Origin of the sequence: Pseudomonas sp. NPDC090203 (genome assembly GCF_044746765.1) — a bacterium.
Taxonomy (GTDB): Bacteria; Pseudomonadota; Gammaproteobacteria; order Pseudomonadales; family Pseudomonadaceae; genus Aquipseudomonas; species Aquipseudomonas putida_AD.
In genome coordinates this window covers 92,986-109,977 of record NZ_JBIVCV010000009.1, presented here as the reverse complement: position 1 = coordinate 109,977, position 16,992 = coordinate 92,986, and the positions used below count along the sequence as shown (strand labels likewise).

Here is a 16,992-nt window from a genome sequence, read left to right as displayed (position 1 = left end):
CAGCCTGATTGACAGCTCCAGAACAATATGCAAGGAGCGACGAGAGCAAACCTATCAACGAAGCAAATAACGCGCCCATTATTGGCAAAGCCTTCTAATCCGGCAAGTCCAGCGTGGCCAGTGATGGCTTTGGGGCGATGAGTTGCAGGGGTTTCGGGGTCAAAGGCCTCAACCGCTCACGCACCGCCACGACACTGGGGTGGGCGGTAACAAATCGATATATCCCGATGTCATCTGCGTTTTCCCCTGTAGGAGCGCGCTTGCCCGCGACCGCAATCGACCAGCCGCCCAATGCATCACAGGCAGTCCGCCGTCGCGGGCAAGCGCGCTCCTACAAGTGGCGGCGCTCGGCAAAAAAACGCCCCGCGCGGCGTGCACCGGGCGGGGCGTTCGGGACGTACGAGCGTCAGGCGACGTTCATGGTCTTGTGGGTTTCCACCAGATGGGCCACGACGCCCGGATCGGCCAGGGTCGAGATATCGCCCAGTTGATCGTACTCACCGGTGGCGATCTTGCGCAGGATGCGGCGCATGATCTTGCCCGAGCGGGTCTTGGGCAGGCCCGGCGCCCACTGAATCACGTCAGGCGAGGCAATCGGGCCAATCTCCTTGCGCACCCAGTTGCGCAGTTCGATGCGCAGCGCCTCGTCCGGCACCTCGCCACCGTTCAGCGTCACGTAAACGTAGATGCCCTGCCCTTTCAGGTCGTGAGGCACGCCGACCACTGCGGCTTCGGCGACTTTCGGGTGCGCAACCATCGCGCTCTCGATCTCGGCGGTGCCCATGCGGTGGCCGGACACGTTCAGCACGTCGTCCACCCGGCCGGTGATCCAGTAGTAGCCGTCTTCATCGCGACGGGCGCCGTCGCCGGTGAAGTACATGCCGCGGAAGGTCTTGAAGTAGGTGTCGACGAAACGGTCGTGGTCGCCGTACAGGCTGCGCGACTGGCCAGGCCACGAATCGAGAATCACCAGGTTGCCTTCGGCCGCGCCCTCGATCAGGTTGCCCAGGTTGTCCACAAGCGCCGGGATCACGCCGAAGAACGGACGGGTCGCCGAGCCTGGCTTGAGGGCCGTGGCGCCTGGCAGCGGGCTGATGAGGATGCCGCCGGTTTCGGTCTGCCACCAGGTGTCGACGATCGGGCAGTTCTGCTTGCCGACGGTGTTGTAGTACCAGTTCCAGGCTTCCGGGTTGATCGGCTCGCCCACCGAACCCAGCAGGCGCAGGCTCGAGCCATCAGCGCCTTCGACGGCCTTGGTGCCTTCGGCCATCATCGCGCGGATGGCGGTCGGGGCGGTGTAGAGAATGTTCACCTTGTGCTTGTCGATGATCTTCGACATGCGGGTGATGTCCGGGTAGTTCGGAATGCCCTCGAACAGCAGCGTGGTCGCACCGTTGGCCAGCGGGCCGTAGACGATGTAGCTGTGGCCGGTGACCCAGCCCACGTCGGCGGTGCACCAGTAGGTTTCACCCGGTTTGTAGTCGAACACGCGCTCGTGGGTCAGCGCGGCGTACAGCAGGTAGCCTGCGGTGGTGTGCAGCACGCCCTTGGGCTTGCCGGTGGAACCGGAGGTGTAGAGGATGAACAAAGACTCTTCGGCGCCCATTTCCTTGGGTGCGCAGGTGGTCGACGCCACTTCGAGCAAGGTGTGGTACCAGATGTCACGGTGGCGGTTCCACTCGATATCGCCGCCGGTGCGCTTGCAGACGATGACTTTCTGCACGCTGCTGGTTTCAGGGTTGGTCAGGGCACGGTCGACGTTGGCCTTGAGCGCCGTCTTCTTGCCGCCACGCAGGCCTTCGTCGGCGGTGATGACCACCTTGGAGCGGCAGTCGATGATGCGACCGGCCAGCGCCTCGGGGGAGAAGCCGCCGAACACCACCGAGTGAATCGCGCCGATACGGGCACAGGCCAGCATCGCGACCACCGCTTCAGGGATCATCGGCATGTAGATGGTGACCACGTCACCGCGGTGTACATCCTGGCCGCGCAGGGCGTTGGCGAACTTGCAGACTTCTTCATGCAGTTCGCGGTAGGTGATGTTGCGGCTTTCGGAAGGGTCGTCGCCTTCCCAGATGATCGCGACCTGATCGCCACGCTCGGCCAGATGACGGTCGAGGCAGTTGTAGGAAACGTTCAGGGTGCCATCGGCGAACCACTTGATGTCGACGCGGTGATCGTCGAAGGAGGTCTGTTTGACGGTGGTGAAAGGCTTGATCCAATCCAGGCGCTTGGCCTGCTCACGCCAGAAGCCATCGGGGTTGACCACCGACTGCTGGTACATGGCCTTGTAGGTCGCCTCGTCTGTCAGCGTATTGGCTGCCACTTCAGGGCGAACGGGGTACAGGGAAGCCGCACTCATCTTTCTTACCTCGGTGGAAATGTTGTTTTTGTATGCAACCGTTGTATCTGCCGATGGCCGCGAAAGCCATTCGACGATGGTCTTACCGGCCATCAGCATAACGCCGAAACGCCCTGAAGTGGCCGTTGCGCGGCAAATCTTCATATTCGAACTACGACCAAAGAACTAGGCGCGGCGACTGTTTCAAGGTCGATTTCGCGATTGTTACCGGAATGCTCAATAGTCTTTATCAAAATGGTTTCTATATGAATATTTCCTGCGAGCCTAGAATTCGTTTCGCCAACACGGCAAACGATTGACAACTAACAGCCCCCCCACACCGGCTTGTCGATCTGGCAACTAAACCGATAGTTCACTGGCTTCTCACAGGGCCCCACAAGGGCCTTGTGCACCCGGCCGAGCGCAATTCGCGATCAGCCCGGGGCGATGAAGCAACCAAGAGGAAACTTGTAATGAAAGCTGCACTGGTTGTAATGGCTCTTTGTGGTTTCAGCGCCGCGGCAATGGCGCAGGACGGACCGAGTGAAATTTCCAGCCAAGCACAACCTGTCGAGCACTACACCTACTCGACCGACCTGGACATCGCCAAAGTCATCTCCGTGGACGAAACGCCCAACGTCTGCAACGTGGTGCCACAGCACATGACCTACGAAGACTCCCAGGGCAAGCGCCACGTGCTCGAGTACCTGGTGATGGGCAACGGGTGCAGTAACGGTTAACGATCACCGATCTGATTGTAGGAGCGCGCTTGCCCGCGACAACGATGGTCAATTCAATATCTGTGTATCAGACAGATTGCCATCGCGGGCAAGCGCGCTCCTACAAGCGTTAATCATTTAATATATATGCCTATCCCACGCCATAAAGTTTCAACTTATTGGCAATGGTCGTATGGGAAACACCCAGTCGTTTACCCAATAACCGACTGCTCGGATGCGCCGCATATAACTGTTCAAGTACCGCCTTTTCAAAACGCCCGACAATATCTTCAAGCCCGCCTTCAAGGGAGAAATCCCCCAGCGGCTGGCGCACGCCATAATCGGGCAAGCGAATGTGCTCGGCCTTGACCATCCCGCCCTCGCACAACGACACCGCCTGAAACAATACGTTTTCCAGTTGCCGCACGTTGCCCGGCCAGTGGTACTGAGCCAGGCGCTCCATGGCCGGGGCGGAAATGCCCGGCAGCGGGCAGCCGATCTGGCGGCTGGCCTGATCCAGAAAATGCTGCACCAGCGGATCGAGGCCATCCCGGCACTCGCGCAGCGGCGGAATGTGCAGCGACAGCACATTGAGGCGATGGTAGAGATCCTGACGAAACTCGCCGCGTGCGCACAATTCGGACAGGTCCACCTGGGTCGCGCAGATCACCCGCACATCCAGAAACACCTCTTCATCGCTGCCCACCCGACGGAAACAGCCGTCCTGCAGGTAACGCAATAATTTGGCTTGCAACCGGGCGCTCATCTCGGCCACGCCGTCGAGAAACAGCGTGCCGCCCGCTGTGAGTTCCAGCAACCCCAGCTTGCCCTCCGCCCGCGCGCCCTCGAAAGCGCCGGGGCCGTAACCGAACAGCTCGGTTTCGGCCATCGACTCGGAAAGCCCCGCGCAGTTGAGCGCCATCATCGGCGACTGACCGCGCGGGCTCGCCAGGTGGCAGGCCCGCGCCAGCAGTTCCTTGCCGGTGCCAGTCTCGCCTTCTATCAGTAGCGGTGCGTCCAGCGGCGCCATGCGCCGGGCTTCGCGAACCACGGCGGCCATCACTTTCGAGCTCTGGAAAATGCTGTCAAAGCCACGCAGCTCCTGCTTGCGCACGTTATAGATGTGCTCACCTACACGGTCGGCGCGATGCAGCGTCAGCACGGCACCGGCCATGGCCTCGCTGTCTTCGTGTTCCGATTGCAGCGGCGCGATGTCGGCCAGAAACACATCGCCCTTTACTTTCACCCGTAGCCCGTTGATGCGCGAGCGGTTGGCGCGCACCAGTTGTGGCAGGTCGAAGTCCTCGGCGTAGCGGGAAAGCGGGATGCCCGGCACTTCATCGACCCGGACCCCGAGCAACTGCGCCGCCGCCCGATTGGCCGCCACGATGGACCCGCCCATGTCGATGGACAGCACCGGAAACTCCAGCGCGCCCAGCAAGGCGTTCAGCTCCATGTGCCGACGCTCGCTGGGCATCAATCCCACACGCTTGACGCCGAACACCCCGGGGATCGCCTCGAATTTCGGCCCCAGCGCCTGAAATTGCAGGTTGATGAGATTCGGACAACGCAGGTAGATCGCGTCGCCGAATTCGCCGCCCACCTCCCCGCCGGAAACGTTCACGCCGTAGGAAACCAGCAGTTCGAGAATGTCGCGCAGGATGCCGACGCGGTTCTGGCAATGCACTTTGATGCGCATGGGGAGTCGACTCATTGAGGGCTGGCAATAGTCACCAGACGCTTTTTTTATGGTGACTCCAAGTTTACCGTCAAGAATACGTGACAGTTCAAGCTTGTCTGCGGCGATTTCAGGCCGATATTTCGCGCCCCCTCCTACGGCTGTCAGGATTTCTTTACAGGTAACACAGATTTCCCGCGCCTCCAGTCACAGCATCCTCGCGGCAAATGGCACACAAACCGGTATCTATATCCACAAGTGGGGACGAACCCGCAACCCATTGCTCAAGAACAAGAACAAACCATTCAGGAGAGCAGCATGAGCACGCAGTACGTCGCCCGAGAACCCGACGCCAGCGGCTTCATCCATTACCCCGAAGCCGAACACGGCGTGTGGAACACCTTGATCACCCGTCAGTTGAAGGTGATCGAAGGTCGCGCCTGCCAGGAGTACCTCGACGGCATCGAGCAACTGGCCCTGCCCCACGAGCGCATTCCGCAACTGGCCGAGATCAATCGCGTGCTGGAAGCTACCACCGGCTGGCAAGTCGCCCGTGTTCCGGCATTGATCCCCTTTCAGACCTTCTTCGAACTGCTGGCCAGCAAGCGCTTTCCCGTGGCCACCTTCATTCGTACCCCGGAAGAACTGGATTACCTGCAAGAGCCCGACATCTTCCATGAAGTTTTCGGACATTGCCCGCTGCTGACCAACCCCTGGTTTGCGGAATTTACCCACACCTACGGCAAGCTGGGTCTGGCAGCCAGCAAAGAGCAGCGCGTGTATCTTGCCCGTCTCTACTGGATGACCATCGAATTTGGCCTGGTGGACACTGCCCAGGGCCGCAAGATCTACGGAGGCGGCATCCTCTCATCGCCCAAGGAGACCGTTTACAGCCTGTCGTCTACACCTGAACATCAGGCTTTCGACCCGATCGAAGCCATGCGCACGCCGTATCGCATCGACATCCTGCAGCCCCTCTATTTTGTGCTGCCGGATCTCAAGCGCCTGTTCGACCTCGCCCACGAGGACATCATGGGCATGGTGCGCACCGCCACCGAACTGGGCCTGCACGCCCCACGCTTTCCCCCTAAAAACAAAGCTGCCTGACAAAGGAAAACCTTCATGACCGCTCCCCAACCAAACCCGCTGAATCAGGCCCACTGCGAAGCCTGCCGTGCCGACGCGCCACAGGTCAGCGAAGCCGAATTGCCAGAACTGCTGCGCCAGATTCCGGACTGGAACATCGAAGTCCGTGATGGCGTGATGCAACTGGAGAAGGTCTATCTCTTCAAGAATTTCAAATTTGCGCTGGCGTTTACCAACGCGGTCGGCGAAATTGCCGAAGCCGAAGGTCACCACCCGGGTCTCTTGACCGAATGGGGCAAGGTGACCGTGACCTGGTGGAGCCACTCGATCAAGGGGCTGCACCGCAACGACTTCATCATGGCCGCCCGCACCGACGAGGTGGCCAAAGGCGCCGAGGGCCGTAAGTAAATGCATTTTTCACAGATTCAGCGCGTACCGGACGATCCCATTCTTGGCCTGATCCAGGCCTACGCCAGCGACCCCAACCCGAACAAGTTCGACCTGGGCGTTGGCGTGTACAAGGACGCGCAGGGCCTGACCACCATTCCCCGAGCGGTCAAGCTGGCCGAACAGCGTCTGGTGGATTCGCAGCCGACCAAGACCTACATCGGCGGCCATGGCGAGCCGCGATTCGGTGAGCTGATCTGTGAACTGGTGATGGGCGAAGACTCGCCGCTGATCGCGCAAAAACGCGTGGGCGCCACCCAGACCCCGGGTGGCACCGGTGCGCTGCGCCTCTCGGCTGACTTCATCGCCAATTGCCTGCCCGGCAAAGGCATCTGGCTGAGCGACCCGACCTGGCCGATCCACGAAACCATCTATGCCGCAGCGGGCCTCAAGGTCAGCCACTACCCCTACGTGGGCAGCGACAACAAGCTCAATGTGCCGGCCATGCTGGAAGCCTTGAACACCGTGCCGGAAGGCGACGTGGTCCTGCTGCACGCCTGTTGCCACAACCCCACCGGTTTTGACCTGGGCCACGACGACTGGCGCGAAGTGCTGAAGATCGTCAAGCGCCGCAACCTGCTGCCGCTGATCGACTTCGCCTATCAGGGCTTCGGCGACGGCCTGCAGGAGGACGCCTGGGCGGTGCGCCTGTTTGCCGCCGAGCTGCCGGAATTGCTGATTACCAGTTCCTGTTCGAAGAACTTCGGCCTGTACCGCGAACGCACCGGCGCGCTGCTGGTGTGCGCCGACACCAGCGAAAAACTGGCAGACGTTCGCAGCCAGCTGTCGGCCACCGCACGCAACCTGTGGTCCAACCCGCCGGATCACGGCGCGGCCGTCGTCGCCGAAATCCTCGGAGACCCGGAGCTCAAGGCCCTGTGGGCCGACGAAGTGGAAGAAATGCGCAGCCGCATCGCGCAACTGCGCCTGGGCCTTGTCGAAGCCCTGACCCCACTGGGCCTGGGTGAGCGCTTCGCCCACATCGGCGTCCAACGCGGCATGTTCTCCTACACCGGCATGAGCGACGACCAGGTCGCCCGCCTGCGCAAGGAACACAGCGTCTACATGGTCGCCGCCGGCCGCGCCAACGTCGCCGGCATCGACGCCACGCGCCTGGATGCGCTGGCAGCGGCGTTTGCGGCGGTATGCAAGGATTGATTCTGTAGTTTCACCTGCCGGCAGGGGTAACCTGCCGGCAAGCCGTGCGCCGCCCGCCCGGGCTGCTACAAGGCTGTTTGACACAAGGAGAGTCATCATCATGGAGGAAGCCGTCAGCTACGCTCGCGCTTCTCGCGCCACGGCCTCACAACCCCCTCGACAAAGTTCGCGGGGGAACCTGTTTCCCCACGTATACTACAGCGACTGCTTTGTACGCCGCTTCCAGGCTGCAAGGTTCACCGCGCCTCTGGCCGCCTATCTGGAAATGACCCGCGCAGCGCCGACCTGGGTGATCCGCTTGCTGGCCGTTCGCGATGGCCTGGTCCGCTGGCTGGGCATGACGCCTACCCGAGGATTCAGCTCCCGCACCACGCGGCCTCCGGCAGTGTGCACTGGGGACGATCTCGACTTTTTTCGGGTCCTGTCGTCAGATGCCGACAAGCTGCTGCTGACTCTGGAAGACCGACACTTTGAGGTCACGATCGAGGTTCTGCTGATCTCGCAACCTCAGTCGCAAAGCGTCTACGTGTCATCGACGGTCAACCCCCATACGATGGTGGGCAAAGGCTATCTGCGGTTGATCGCTCCATTTCACCGGGCGGTGGTAAGGTCCCTGCTCAACAGAATCCCATGACCCCCTCTGTAGGAGCGCGCTTGCCCGCGACTGCGGTGTGTCAGCCACAGATGCAACAACTGACACACCGCCATCGCGTGCAAGCGCGCTCCTACGGGGCTCGGTGGTGGCTGGCGGTTTTGGTTGTAGCCTCGCATCGCCACTACATGACCAACGGCCATCATTAAAAGTCAGTTTGTCATTTGATGTGCTGTATTCTCCCTGTGCGTTTTATGGACGCGCTGCCTGATCGGCAGCTCAGGGCGGTTTGCAAACACGCGCACAACGCAACCGGCGAACCGAACCAAGCAACTTGTGAGGAGCGACAGACGATGCATGAAATCCCAAACTTCCCCTTCCCAAGCCAAACCCAGCAAAGCGCAGCAGCCCGACAGGAACTCGGTCAGCCGATCGAGATGAAAGCCGGAGCGAAAGACGGTGATAGCAAGAAAGCCCAAGGCCAACGCTGAAGGCTAAGTTTTCAGCCCCTATGCAAGAGCGTCTGCAAGGCGTACTTCCATAAGGGCTGAATTGCTCCGATAATGGACCGCATGACCGAATTTACCGAAACTCAAGCCCAGGCCCTGATCGGCACCGCCGAAAAGATGATCGAAATCTGGGCACGCCTGAGCCCCGAAAAACAGCAAGCCCTGCTGGCCCGCTTCGGCACCCAGGAAAACGCCCTCGCGGCCCTGGTCACCACGCAACTCCTGGCGCCCGCCGCCAAATAATCAGAACAATACGCCCCCGAACAAGGCCATTTCGTACAGGCCCGGTTCAACCTTCGGCTGCCACTGGCACGCCCGCCTCGTTATCATGTGGCATCGCCTGGCTTTCAAGCGTCTACGCTCCATCAGGTTTCTGCCCCGCTGTTTTTTCTCAAGTGCAATCGTGGATTGATGCTCATGTCAGACGCTTCGAGCGCCGCAACACAACGCCCTATCGCCGTCACCTTGCAGGTCGTTTCCATCGTCCTGTTCACCTTCATCGGCTACCTCAACATCGGCATCCCGTTGGCGGTCTTGCCTGGCTACGTCCACACGGACCTGGGTTTTGGCGCCGTGACGGCGGGGCTGGTCATCAGCGTGCAATACCTGGCCACTCTGCTCAGCCGTCCGTACGCCGGGCGCATCATCGATAACCGCGGGTCGAAAAAGGCCGTGATCATCGGCCTGTTCGGCTGTGGTCTGAGCGGCGTGTTCATGTTGCTCGCGGGATGGCTCGATGCCTGGCCGATGGTCAGCCTGCTCAGCCTGTTCGTTGGCCGGCTGGTGCTGGGCAGTGCGGAAAGCCTGGTGGGCTCCGGCTCCATCGGCTGGGGCATCGGCCGCGTCGGTGCTGCGAACACCGCCAAGGTCATCTCCTGGAACGGCATCGCCAGCTACGGCGCGCTGGCCATCGGCGCCCCCGTCGGCGTGTTGCTGGTCAAGAGCCTGGGCTTGTGGGCCATGGGCGTGAGCATCATCCTGCTGGCCGCGCTGGGCATTGCCCTGGCCTGGAAGAAAACCCCGGCGCCCATCGTGCACGGCGAACGCATGCCGTTCCTGCATGTGCTGGGCCGTGTGCTGCCCCATGGCACCGGCCTTGCGCTGGGTTCCATCGGCTTCGGCACCATCGCGACCTTCATCACCCTGTACTACGCCAGCCACACCTGGCCCAACGCCGTGTTGTGCCTGAGCCTGTTCGGCGCCTGCTTCATCGGCGCGCGTTTGCTGTTCGGCAACATGATCAACCGCCTGGGTGGTTTTCGGGTGGCGATTGCCTGTCTCTCGGTCGAAACACTGGGCTTGCTGTTGCTGTGGCTGGCACCGAACCCGAATCTTGCGCTGGCCGGTGCGGCGCTGACCGGTTTCGGCTTCTCGCTGGTGTTCCCGGCGCTGGGGGTCGAGGCGGTGAATCTGGTGCCTGCGTCCAGCCGTGGCGCGGCGGTGGGGGCTTATTCGTTGTTCATTGATCTGTCGCTGGGGATCACCGGGCCGGTGGCGGGCGCCGTGGCGTCGGGCTTTGGCTTCGCGTCGATCTTTCTGTTCGCGGCCTTGGCGTCGTTGGGTGGGCTGGGGTTGAGCGTGTACCTGTACAAGCAGGCACAGGTGATGCGGGAGAAGAAAACCGCCTCGTAGCAGCGCGGCTTGCCGGCGGGGGCGGCGTGTCTGTGACGAATGCGCCGTCTGACACACCGCTCCCGCCGGCAAGCTGTGCTGCTACGAGAGCGTAGTTGTATTAGAAATCTATCTTTCCGCGCCCTGCCTTGATCGACCCGCGCTTGGACTTGGCTTCCAGTCTGCGGGTCTTCGAGCCCAGGGTCGGCTTGGTCGGGCGGCGTTTTTTCTCGACCTTTGCCGCGCTGACAATCAACTCGCTCAAACGCAACAACGCATCGGCGCGGTTCTGCTCCTGGGTGCGGTATTGCTGCGCCTTGATGATGATCACGCCATCGCTGGTGATGCGGCTGTCACTGAGCGCCAACAGCCGTTCTTTGTAGAACGGCGGCAGTGACGAGGCGTTGATATCAAAGCGCAGGTGCACCGCGCTGGACACCTTGTTGACGTTCTGCCCGCCCGCGCCCTGGGCGCGAATGGCGGTCAGCTCGACTTCGCTGTCAGGCAGGTGCACGTTGTTGGAGATGATGAGCATCAGGCCCCTTCGGTGCTTACTTGATGATCGATGTGCGCTGGGCCATCGATTCGCCGTCGCTGTGGCGCTTGTTCTTGATGACGTAGAACACCCACATCACCACCAGCCACACCGGGATAGCGTACACCGACACCTGAATGCCCGGAATCATCAGCATGATCCCCAGGATCAGCACCACGAACGCCAGGCACAGGTAGTTGCCGTATGGGTACCAGAGCGCCTTGAACAGCGGCTGCAGGCCCTTGCGCGCCATGTGCTGGCGGAACTTGAGGTGCGAGTAGCTGATCATCGCCCAGTTGATGACCAGCGTCGCGACCACCAGCGACATCAGCAGCTCCAGCGCATTCTGCGGGATCAGGTAGTTGAGCAGCACGGCGATCAGCGTCACCGCCGCCGACACCAGGATCGCCCGCACCGGCACCCCACGGCCATCGACCCGCGCCAGGGACCGGGGCGCATCGCCCTGCTCGGCCATGCCGAAGAGCATCCGCGCGTTGCAGTAGGTGCCACTGTTGTACACCGACAATGCCGCGGTCAGGACCACGAAGTTGAGAATGTGCGCGGCGGTGTTGCTGCCCAGCATCGAGAACACGTGAACGAACGGGCTGCCGCTGTAGGCATCGCCCGACGCGTTCAGGTCGACCAGCAGCGCATTCCATGGGGTCAGCGACAGCAGCACCACCAGCGAGCCGATGTAGAAAATCAGGATCCGGTAGATCACCTGATTGATGGCCTTGGGAATGATGGTCTTGGGCTGGTCGGCTTCGGCGGCTGTAAAGCCGAGCATTTCCAGGCCGCCAAACGAGAACATGATGAACGCCAGCGCCATCACCAGGCCGCTCACGCCATTGGGGAAGAAGCCGCCGTGTTCCCACAGGTTGCTGACCGACGCCTGCGGGCCGCCGCTGCCGCTGACCAGCATGTAGCTGCCCAGGGCGATCATGCCCAGGATGGCCACGACCTTGATGATCGCGAACCAGAACTCGGCCTCGCCGAACACCTTGACGTTGGCCAGGTTGATCACGTTGATCATCACGAAAAAGACTGCGGCCGAGGCCCACGACGGGATCTCCGGCCACCAGTACTGCACATATTTGCCGACGGCGGTCAGTTCCGACATGCCGACCAGGATGTACAGCACCCAGCAGTTCCAGCCCGACAGAAAGCCTGCGAAACCACCCCAGTATTTGTGTGCGAAATGGCTGAAGGACCCGGCCACCGGCTCTTCGACGATCATTTCGCCCAACTGGCGCATGATCATGAAGGCGATGAAGCCACACAGGGCATAGCCAAGGATCATCGACGGACCCGCCGATTTGAGCACGCCCGCCGATCCCAGGAACAAGCCTGTGCCGATGGCGCCGCCCAGGGCGATCAGCTGGATGTGGCGGTTTTTGAGACCACGCTTCAAGTCACCTGAATGGGACATGTGTTCACTCATTGCAAAGTCACCTTATTGTTCTTGTCTGCGACGGAATCGAACCCGACACGCTCATGACGTGGCGGAATGAAACGGGATGGGTAAATCCCGAGTGGTTTGGCGTCCATACGCCGAAGCTGCACAGAAAAAACGCGGCGCATTGTACACCTCAAACGCCGTCGTGGCAGGCGCGGGGTCGATGGGTAAACAGCGCAGAAAAGAAAACGCCAGTCACGGGGACTGGCGTTTGTTCACATCAAGGCAGGATCACTCAGGCTTGCGACGACCGAAGCCCGGGCGCTGGCCCGAACCTGCCGGGGCGCCGCGACGCTTGCCCGACGGGGTCTTGTCGTCGTCCACCAGCTTGATGCCAGGACGGGTGGTCTTGGGCTTGGCCGGGCGCTTGTTCATCTCGCTCGGACGCTCGGCCACTGGCGTGCCACGGCTGCTGTCGCTACGACCGCCGGCCGCTGGACGCGGTGTGCGGGCCGGACGGCTGCCGTCGGCGGGCTTGCGTGCTGGACGCTCGCCATCGGCCAGGCGCGGCTCGCGGGCCGGACGCTCGGCAGGTACGGCATCCTTGGCCGGACGCAGTTGACGCACGCGCTCGCCCTTGCCCAGCGGACGGGAAGACTGGCGCTGAAGGCGTGCCAGCTTGTCCTTGGTCTTGGCGTTCATCTGCGGCATGGCGACCGGCGTCAGGCCGACTTCGGCGCTGAGGATGTCGACTTCCTGCTGGCTCATTTCGCGCCAGCGACCCATCGGCAGGTCGGAGTTGAGGAACACCGGACCGAAACGCACGCGCTTCAGACGGCTCACCACCAGCCCCTGGGATTCCCACAGGCGGCGGACTTCGCGGTTGCGACCTTCCATCACCACGCAGTGGTACCAATGGTTGAAGCCTTCGCCGCCCGGTGCCTGCTGGATGTCGGTGAAACGCGCCGGACCGTCTTCCAGGATCACGCCGTTCTTCAGACGCAGCAGCATGTCGTCGTCGACTTCGCCACGCACGCGCACGGCGTATTCGCGGTCCATCTCGAACGATGGGTGCATCAGGCGGTTGGCCAGCTCACCGTCGGTGGTGAACATCAGAAGACCGGTGGTGTTGATGTCCAGGCGGCCGATGTTGATCCAGCGGCCTTCTTTCGGGCGCGGCAGGCGATCGAACACGGTCGGACGGCCTTCCGGGTCGTCACGGGTGCAGATTTCGCCGTCGGGCTTGTTGTACATGATGACGCGGCGGACCGTTTCGGCCGCTTCTTCGCGCTTGATGACGCGACCATCGACGCTGATCGCGTCGTGCAGGTCGACGCGCTGACCCAGGCTTGCCTGTACGCCGTTGACCTTGATCCGGCCTTCGCCGATCCAGGCCTCGACGTCACGGCGCGAGCCGACGCCAATACGCGCCAGCACCTTTTGCAGTTTCTCGCCTGCTGGGCCGATCTCTTTGTCCTGCTTGTCTTGTTCACTCATCTGGGCACCTCCCGGTGTGTCGAATCTGAAGTGTCTGGCGAACGGGATCGCCAAAAGGCCGAGCATCATACGCGGATGGCGCCGGTTGCGCATCAGAGACTAGATGAAAACCGTCGGATCGTGGGGATTTCTTGCCTAAGCAACGACACCAGCCTCGTAGGAGCGCGCTTGCCCGCGATAGCGTCGGGCCAGACGAAAGGTGTGTCACAGATAGACTGCGGTCGCGGGCAAGCGCGCTCCTACAGGGTAGGCGGCGAATTTCGACGTTACTGCGTCTCCTGATCATCCTCATCCACCAGCAAATCATCAAAATCGGTCTTGAGGCCCTGCTCCATCGTGTCCAGTTCGGCCAGCAGGCTGCGGAAGCTGGTTTCGTCCCGGGGCGCTTCGGGCTCCTGGGATTCGCCGTCCTCGGCCAGCGCCGCATCGGCCAGCGCCTGCAGATGCGCGGGCACCGGGGCGTCGTCGAAATCGAGCACCGGCTCGGCTTCCATCTCCCGAAGGTCGGCCAGGGGTGGCAGTTCGTCCAGGCTTTTCAGGTTGAAGTGATCGAGAAACGCCTTGGTGGTGGCGAACATCGCAGGTTTGCCGGGCACGTCCCGATAACCCACGATGCGAATCCACTCGCGCTCCATCAGCGTCTTGACGATATTGCTGTTCACCGCAACGCCGCGCACGTCCTCGATCTCGCCCCGGGTGATCGGCTGGCGGTAGGCGATCAGCGCCATGGTTTCGAGCAAGGCGCGGGAATAACGCTGGGGGCGCTCCTCCCACAGGCGGCCGACCCAGGGCGCGAATTTTTCGCGGATCTGCAGGCGATACCCCGACGCCACCTCTTTCAACTCGAACGCGCGGCTGTCACAGGACTTGCCCAGCAGCGTCAGGGCTTTCTTGAAGACCGCAGGCGCCGGGCGCTCGGCCTCCTCGAACAGCTCGTAAAGGCGCTCCAGCGATTGCGGTTTACCGGAGGCCAGCAGGAAGGCTTCGAGCAGCGAGGCAAGGTCACGGGGTTCGTTGAGGTTCATCGATCAGTCTTGCTCTTTATTCGGCTCGGGCGCGCACATGAATGACAGCGAAGGGTTCGTTCTGCACCAGTTCCACCAGTTGCTCCTTGACCAGTTCCAGCACGGCCATGAAGGTCACCACCACACCCAGGCGCCCCTCCTCTGCCGTGAACAGCTCGGCGAAGGGGACGAAGCCTGCGCCTTTCAAGCGCTCCAGCACATCGCTCATGCGCTCGCGGGTGGACAGGGTTTCGCGGCTGATCTGGTGGCTTTCGAACATGTCGCCACGGCGCAGCACCTCGGCCATGGACACCAGCAGTTCTTCCAGGGCAACGTCTGGCAACAACTTGCGCGCCCGTGCCTCCGGGGCGTCGAGCCTGGGCACCACGACGTCACGGCCCACGCGACTCAGGGTGTCGATGCCCTCGGCGGCGGCCTTGAAGCGCTCGTACTCCTGCAGGCGGCGAATCAGCTCGGCCCGTGGGTCATCCTCTTCGGCTTCGGCGGCTTCCGAACGCGGCAGCAGCATGCGCGACTTGATCTCGGCAAGCATTGCGGCCATGACCAGGTACTCGGCGGCCAACTCCAGGCGCACGGTCTTCATCAGCTCGACGTAGCCCATGTACTGGCGAGTGATCTCCGCCACCGGGATGTCGAGGATGTTGATGTTCTGTTTGCGAATCAGGTACAGCAGCAGGTCGAGCGGGCCTTCGAAGGCTTCGAGAAAGACCTCCAGCGCGTCCGGAGGAATGTACAGGTCCAGCGGCATCTGCGTGACGGCCTGGCCGTAGACCATGGCAAACGGCAATTCCTGCTGGGCATCGGCCTGGGGATCCAGCGCCGGCTCTTGCAACTGCGCCTCGGTCACTCGACTTCAACCCCGAACGGCGTCGGGTCGCCGCAACCGACGCGTACCACCTGGGGCTCGCCTTCGGACAGGTTGATGACCGTGGAGGCGGAAACCCCGCCGTGACCTGCGTCGATGATCAGGTCAACCTGATGTTCGAGCACTTCGCGCATTTCAAACGGGTCGCTCATCGGCAGGGTTTCGCCGGGCATGATCAGGCTCACGCTCATCAGCGGCTCGCCCAGTTCCTGCAACAGCGCCTGGGCCACCGGGTGACGCGGGACCCGCAGGCCGATGGTGCGGCGCTTGGGGTGCAGCACCAGGCGCGGCACTTCCCGCGTGGCGTTGAGAATGAAGGTATAGGGCCCCGGCGTGTGGGCCTTGAGTTCGCGAAAGGCGGCGGTATCGACCTTGGCGAACAGGCCCAGTTGCGACAGGTCGCAGCACATCAGGGTGAAATTGTGCTTGTCGTCGAGCTGGCGCAGACGGCGGATGCGCTCTACGGCGCTTTTGTCGCCCATCTGGCAACCCAGCGCGTAGGACGAATCGGTGGGGTACACCACCAGTCCCCCGCGCTTGATGATGTCCACGGCCTGTTTGATCAGACGCGCCTGCGGGTTCTCCGGGTGGACCTGGAAAAATTGACTCACGGTATCTTCCTGTTCAGACGGCAGTAGGCTGGTCATGTTTGAACCGACGCCACAAGGGCGGCAGATCCTCCGGTAAGGGACGGTAGACGCCGATCTCGGACCAGGCGCCTGGGGCATGAAAATCGCTGCCGGCAGTCACCAGCAGACCGAACTCTCGGGCCAGAATGGCGAGGCTGCCCACCTGGTCGGCAGGTTGCAGGCCGTTGACCACCTCGATCGCCTGGCCTCCGGCGGCAAGGAACTCGGACACCAGCCTGCGGCGCTTGCTGCGAGTGAAATCATAATGCCAGGGGTGCGCCAGGCTGACCCAGGCCCCGGCGCTGCGCAACGTGGCGACGGTGTCTTCGAGGGTCGGCCAGTGCTGCTTGACGTCGCCCAGCTTGCCCGCGCCCAGCCATTTGCGAAAGGCTTCGGCACGATCCTTGACGAAACCTTCATTGACCAGAAAGTCGGCGAAGTGCGGCCGCGCCGGCGCATTGCCGCTGTCGCCGAGGGTCATCTGGACCGCTCGGGCACCTTCCAGCGCCCCGGGCATACCTTTCATCGCCAATTTGCGACTGATTTCTTCGGCGCGCAACCAGCGCCCGGTGTGCAATTGCTCAATGGCATCGAGCAACGGCCTTGCATCGACATCAAAACCGTAGCCCAGAATATGGATGGTGGCACCACCCCAGGTGCAGGACAGCTCGATGCCGTTGATCAGCTGCATGTCCAGCGCAAGCGCCGCCGTGCGGGCTTCTTCGAGGCCTTCGATGGTGTCGTGATCGGTCAGCGCCAGCACCCGGACGCCGTTTTCATGGGCGCGCGCGACGAGTGCCGCGGGCGCCAGAGCGCCATCGGAAGCAGTACTGTGACAATGCAGATCGACATTCATGGGGGCGCTTTCGCAGTCATTGATGTTTGTTATTATGCCGTCACATCC

General features: G+C 62.0%; 16 protein-coding genes. 7 read left to right on the top strand and 9 right to left on the bottom strand.

Translation table 11 applies throughout. The features are described 5' to 3' along the window. Positions 1–406 precede the first annotated feature (406 nt). Positions 407–2,362 (bottom strand): acetate--CoA ligase, encoded by a 1,956-nt coding sequence (gene acs / locus ACIPO9_RS16990; RefSeq protein ID WP_274134512.1) that lies wholly within the window; start codon positions 2,360–2,362, stop codon positions 407–409. A 452-nt stretch (positions 2,363–2,814) separates the two neighbouring features. Between acs and ACIPO9_RS16985 the strand changes: the two genes are divergently transcribed. Next, a complete protein-coding gene (locus tag ACIPO9_RS16985) occupies positions 2,815–3,081 on the top strand; it encodes a DUF2790 domain-containing protein (protein ID WP_400782249.1) in 267 nt (88 codons plus the stop codon). A gap of 130 nt (positions 3,082–3,211) precedes the next feature. Here ACIPO9_RS16985 and ACIPO9_RS16980 read toward each other — a convergent pair whose 3' ends face one another. Next, positions 3,212–4,759, bottom strand: coding sequence for a sigma-54-dependent transcriptional regulator (locus tag ACIPO9_RS16980; RefSeq protein ID WP_400782247.1), 1,548 nt, complete (start codon positions 4,757–4,759; stop codon positions 3,212–3,214). Positions 4,760–5,056: 297 nt separating this feature from the next. Here ACIPO9_RS16980 and phhA point away from each other — a divergent pair, with 297 nt between their 5' ends. From phhA to ACIPO9_RS16950, 6 genes are all read left to right on the top strand, one after another. Further along, positions 5,057–5,845 carry a phenylalanine 4-monooxygenase gene (phhA, locus tag ACIPO9_RS16975; RefSeq protein WP_274134508.1) on the top strand — a complete coding sequence of 263 codons (789 nt, stop codon included), beginning with the start codon at positions 5,057–5,059 and terminating at the stop codon, positions 5,843–5,845. 15 nt (positions 5,846–5,860) lie between these two features. After that, on the top strand, positions 5,861–6,232 hold the full coding sequence (locus ACIPO9_RS16970) for a 4a-hydroxytetrahydrobiopterin dehydratase (RefSeq protein ID WP_400782245.1): 372 nt from the start codon (positions 5,861–5,863) through the stop codon (positions 6,230–6,232). Next, the gene (locus tag ACIPO9_RS16965; protein WP_400782242.1) at positions 6,233–7,429 is read left to right on the top strand and encodes an amino acid aminotransferase; all 1,197 of its coding nucleotides are present in this window, start codon (positions 6,233–6,235) and stop codon (positions 7,427–7,429) included. Positions 7,430–7,529: 100 nt separating this feature from the next. Further along, on the top strand, positions 7,530–8,063 hold the full coding sequence (locus tag ACIPO9_RS16960; RefSeq protein ID WP_400782239.1) for a DUF2867 domain-containing protein: 534 nt from the start codon (positions 7,530–7,532) through the stop codon (positions 8,061–8,063). Positions 8,064–8,593: 530 nt separating this feature from the next. Next, positions 8,594–8,773 carry a hypothetical protein gene (locus ACIPO9_RS16955; RefSeq protein WP_274134501.1) on the top strand — a complete coding sequence of 60 codons (180 nt, stop codon included), beginning with the start codon at positions 8,594–8,596 and terminating at the stop codon, positions 8,771–8,773. Between the two features lie 174 nt (positions 8,774–8,947). Then, positions 8,948–10,162 (top strand): MFS transporter, encoded by a 1,215-nt coding sequence (locus ACIPO9_RS16950; RefSeq protein WP_400782236.1) that lies wholly within the window; start codon positions 8,948–8,950, stop codon positions 10,160–10,162. Between the two features lie 100 nt (positions 10,163–10,262). On the opposite strand, the gene arfB is transcribed toward ACIPO9_RS16950, so the two are convergent. The 7 genes from arfB to ACIPO9_RS16915 all read right to left on the bottom strand — a co-directional run bounded on the left by arfB (position 10,263) and on the right by ACIPO9_RS16915 (position 16,944). Next, positions 10,263–10,676, bottom strand: a complete 414-nt coding sequence (gene arfB / locus ACIPO9_RS16945) for an alternative ribosome rescue aminoacyl-tRNA hydrolase ArfB (protein ID WP_274134497.1) — start codon at positions 10,674–10,676, stop codon at positions 10,263–10,265. A 16-nt stretch (positions 10,677–10,692) separates the two neighbouring features. Then, on the bottom strand, positions 10,693–12,117 hold the full coding sequence (locus ACIPO9_RS16940) for an amino acid permease (protein WP_400782233.1): 1,425 nt from the start codon (positions 12,115–12,117) through the stop codon (positions 10,693–10,695). 246 nt (positions 12,118–12,363) lie between these two features. Further along, positions 12,364–13,569 carry a 23S rRNA pseudouridine(2605) synthase RluB gene (gene rluB, locus ACIPO9_RS16935; RefSeq protein WP_274134493.1) on the bottom strand — a complete coding sequence of 402 codons (1,206 nt, stop codon included), beginning with the start codon at positions 13,567–13,569 and terminating at the stop codon, positions 12,364–12,366. Positions 13,570–13,835: 266 nt separating this feature from the next. Continuing rightward, positions 13,836–14,594 carry an SMC-Scp complex subunit ScpB gene (scpB, locus tag ACIPO9_RS16930; protein WP_400782230.1) on the bottom strand — a complete coding sequence of 253 codons (759 nt, stop codon included), beginning with the start codon at positions 14,592–14,594 and terminating at the stop codon, positions 13,836–13,838. 16 nt (positions 14,595–14,610) lie between these two features. Further along, a complete protein-coding gene (locus ACIPO9_RS16925; protein ID WP_274134551.1) occupies positions 14,611–15,309 on the bottom strand; it encodes a ScpA family protein in 699 nt (232 codons plus the stop codon). A gap of 128 nt (positions 15,310–15,437) precedes the next feature. Continuing rightward, complete coding sequence (locus tag ACIPO9_RS16920) at positions 15,438–16,070, bottom strand: L-threonylcarbamoyladenylate synthase (RefSeq protein WP_274134490.1); 633 nt, start codon at positions 16,068–16,070, stop codon at positions 15,438–15,440. A gap of 13 nt (positions 16,071–16,083) precedes the next feature. After that, on the bottom strand, positions 16,084–16,944 hold the full coding sequence (locus tag ACIPO9_RS16915) for a PHP domain-containing protein (protein ID WP_274134488.1): 861 nt from the start codon (positions 16,942–16,944) through the stop codon (positions 16,084–16,086). Positions 16,945–16,992: the final 48 nt, after the last annotated feature.

Coding starts and splice junctions, on each gene's coding strand:
- acs (WP_274134512.1), bottom strand. CDS start 2,362: ATGAGTGCGGCTTCCCTGTACCCCGTTCGCCCTGAAGTGGCAGCCAAT.
- ACIPO9_RS16960 (WP_400782239.1), top strand. CDS start 7,530: ATGGAGGAAGCCGTCAGCTACGCTCGCGCTTCTCGCGCCACGGCCTCA.
- ACIPO9_RS16915 (WP_274134488.1), bottom strand. CDS start 16,944: ATGAATGTCGATCTGCATTGTCACAGTACTGCTTCCGATGGCGCTCTG.
- ACIPO9_RS16965 (WP_400782242.1), top strand. CDS start 6,233: ATGCATTTTTCACAGATTCAGCGCGTACCGGACGATCCCATTCTTGGC.
- ACIPO9_RS16955 (WP_274134501.1), top strand. CDS start 8,594: ATGACCGAATTTACCGAAACTCAAGCCCAGGCCCTGATCGGCACCGCC.
- phhA (WP_274134508.1), top strand. CDS start 5,057: ATGAGCACGCAGTACGTCGCCCGAGAACCCGACGCCAGCGGCTTCATC.
- ACIPO9_RS16970 (WP_400782245.1), top strand. CDS start 5,861: ATGACCGCTCCCCAACCAAACCCGCTGAATCAGGCCCACTGCGAAGCC.
- rluB (WP_274134493.1), bottom strand. CDS start 13,569: ATGAGTGAACAAGACAAGCAGGACAAAGAGATCGGCCCAGCAGGCGAG.
- ACIPO9_RS16980 (WP_400782247.1), bottom strand. CDS start 4,759: ATGCGCATCAAAGTGCATTGCCAGAACCGCGTCGGCATCCTGCGCGAC.
- ACIPO9_RS16940 (WP_400782233.1), bottom strand. CDS start 12,117: ATGAGTGAACACATGTCCCATTCAGGTGACTTGAAGCGTGGTCTCAAA.
- ACIPO9_RS16950 (WP_400782236.1), top strand. CDS start 8,948: ATGTCAGACGCTTCGAGCGCCGCAACACAACGCCCTATCGCCGTCACC.
- arfB (WP_274134497.1), bottom strand. CDS start 10,676: ATGCTCATCATCTCCAACAACGTGCACCTGCCTGACAGCGAAGTCGAG.
- ACIPO9_RS16985 (WP_400782249.1), top strand. CDS start 2,815: ATGAAAGCTGCACTGGTTGTAATGGCTCTTTGTGGTTTCAGCGCCGCG.
- scpB (WP_400782230.1), bottom strand. CDS start 14,594: ATGAACCTCAACGAACCCCGTGACCTTGCCTCGCTGCTCGAAGCCTTC.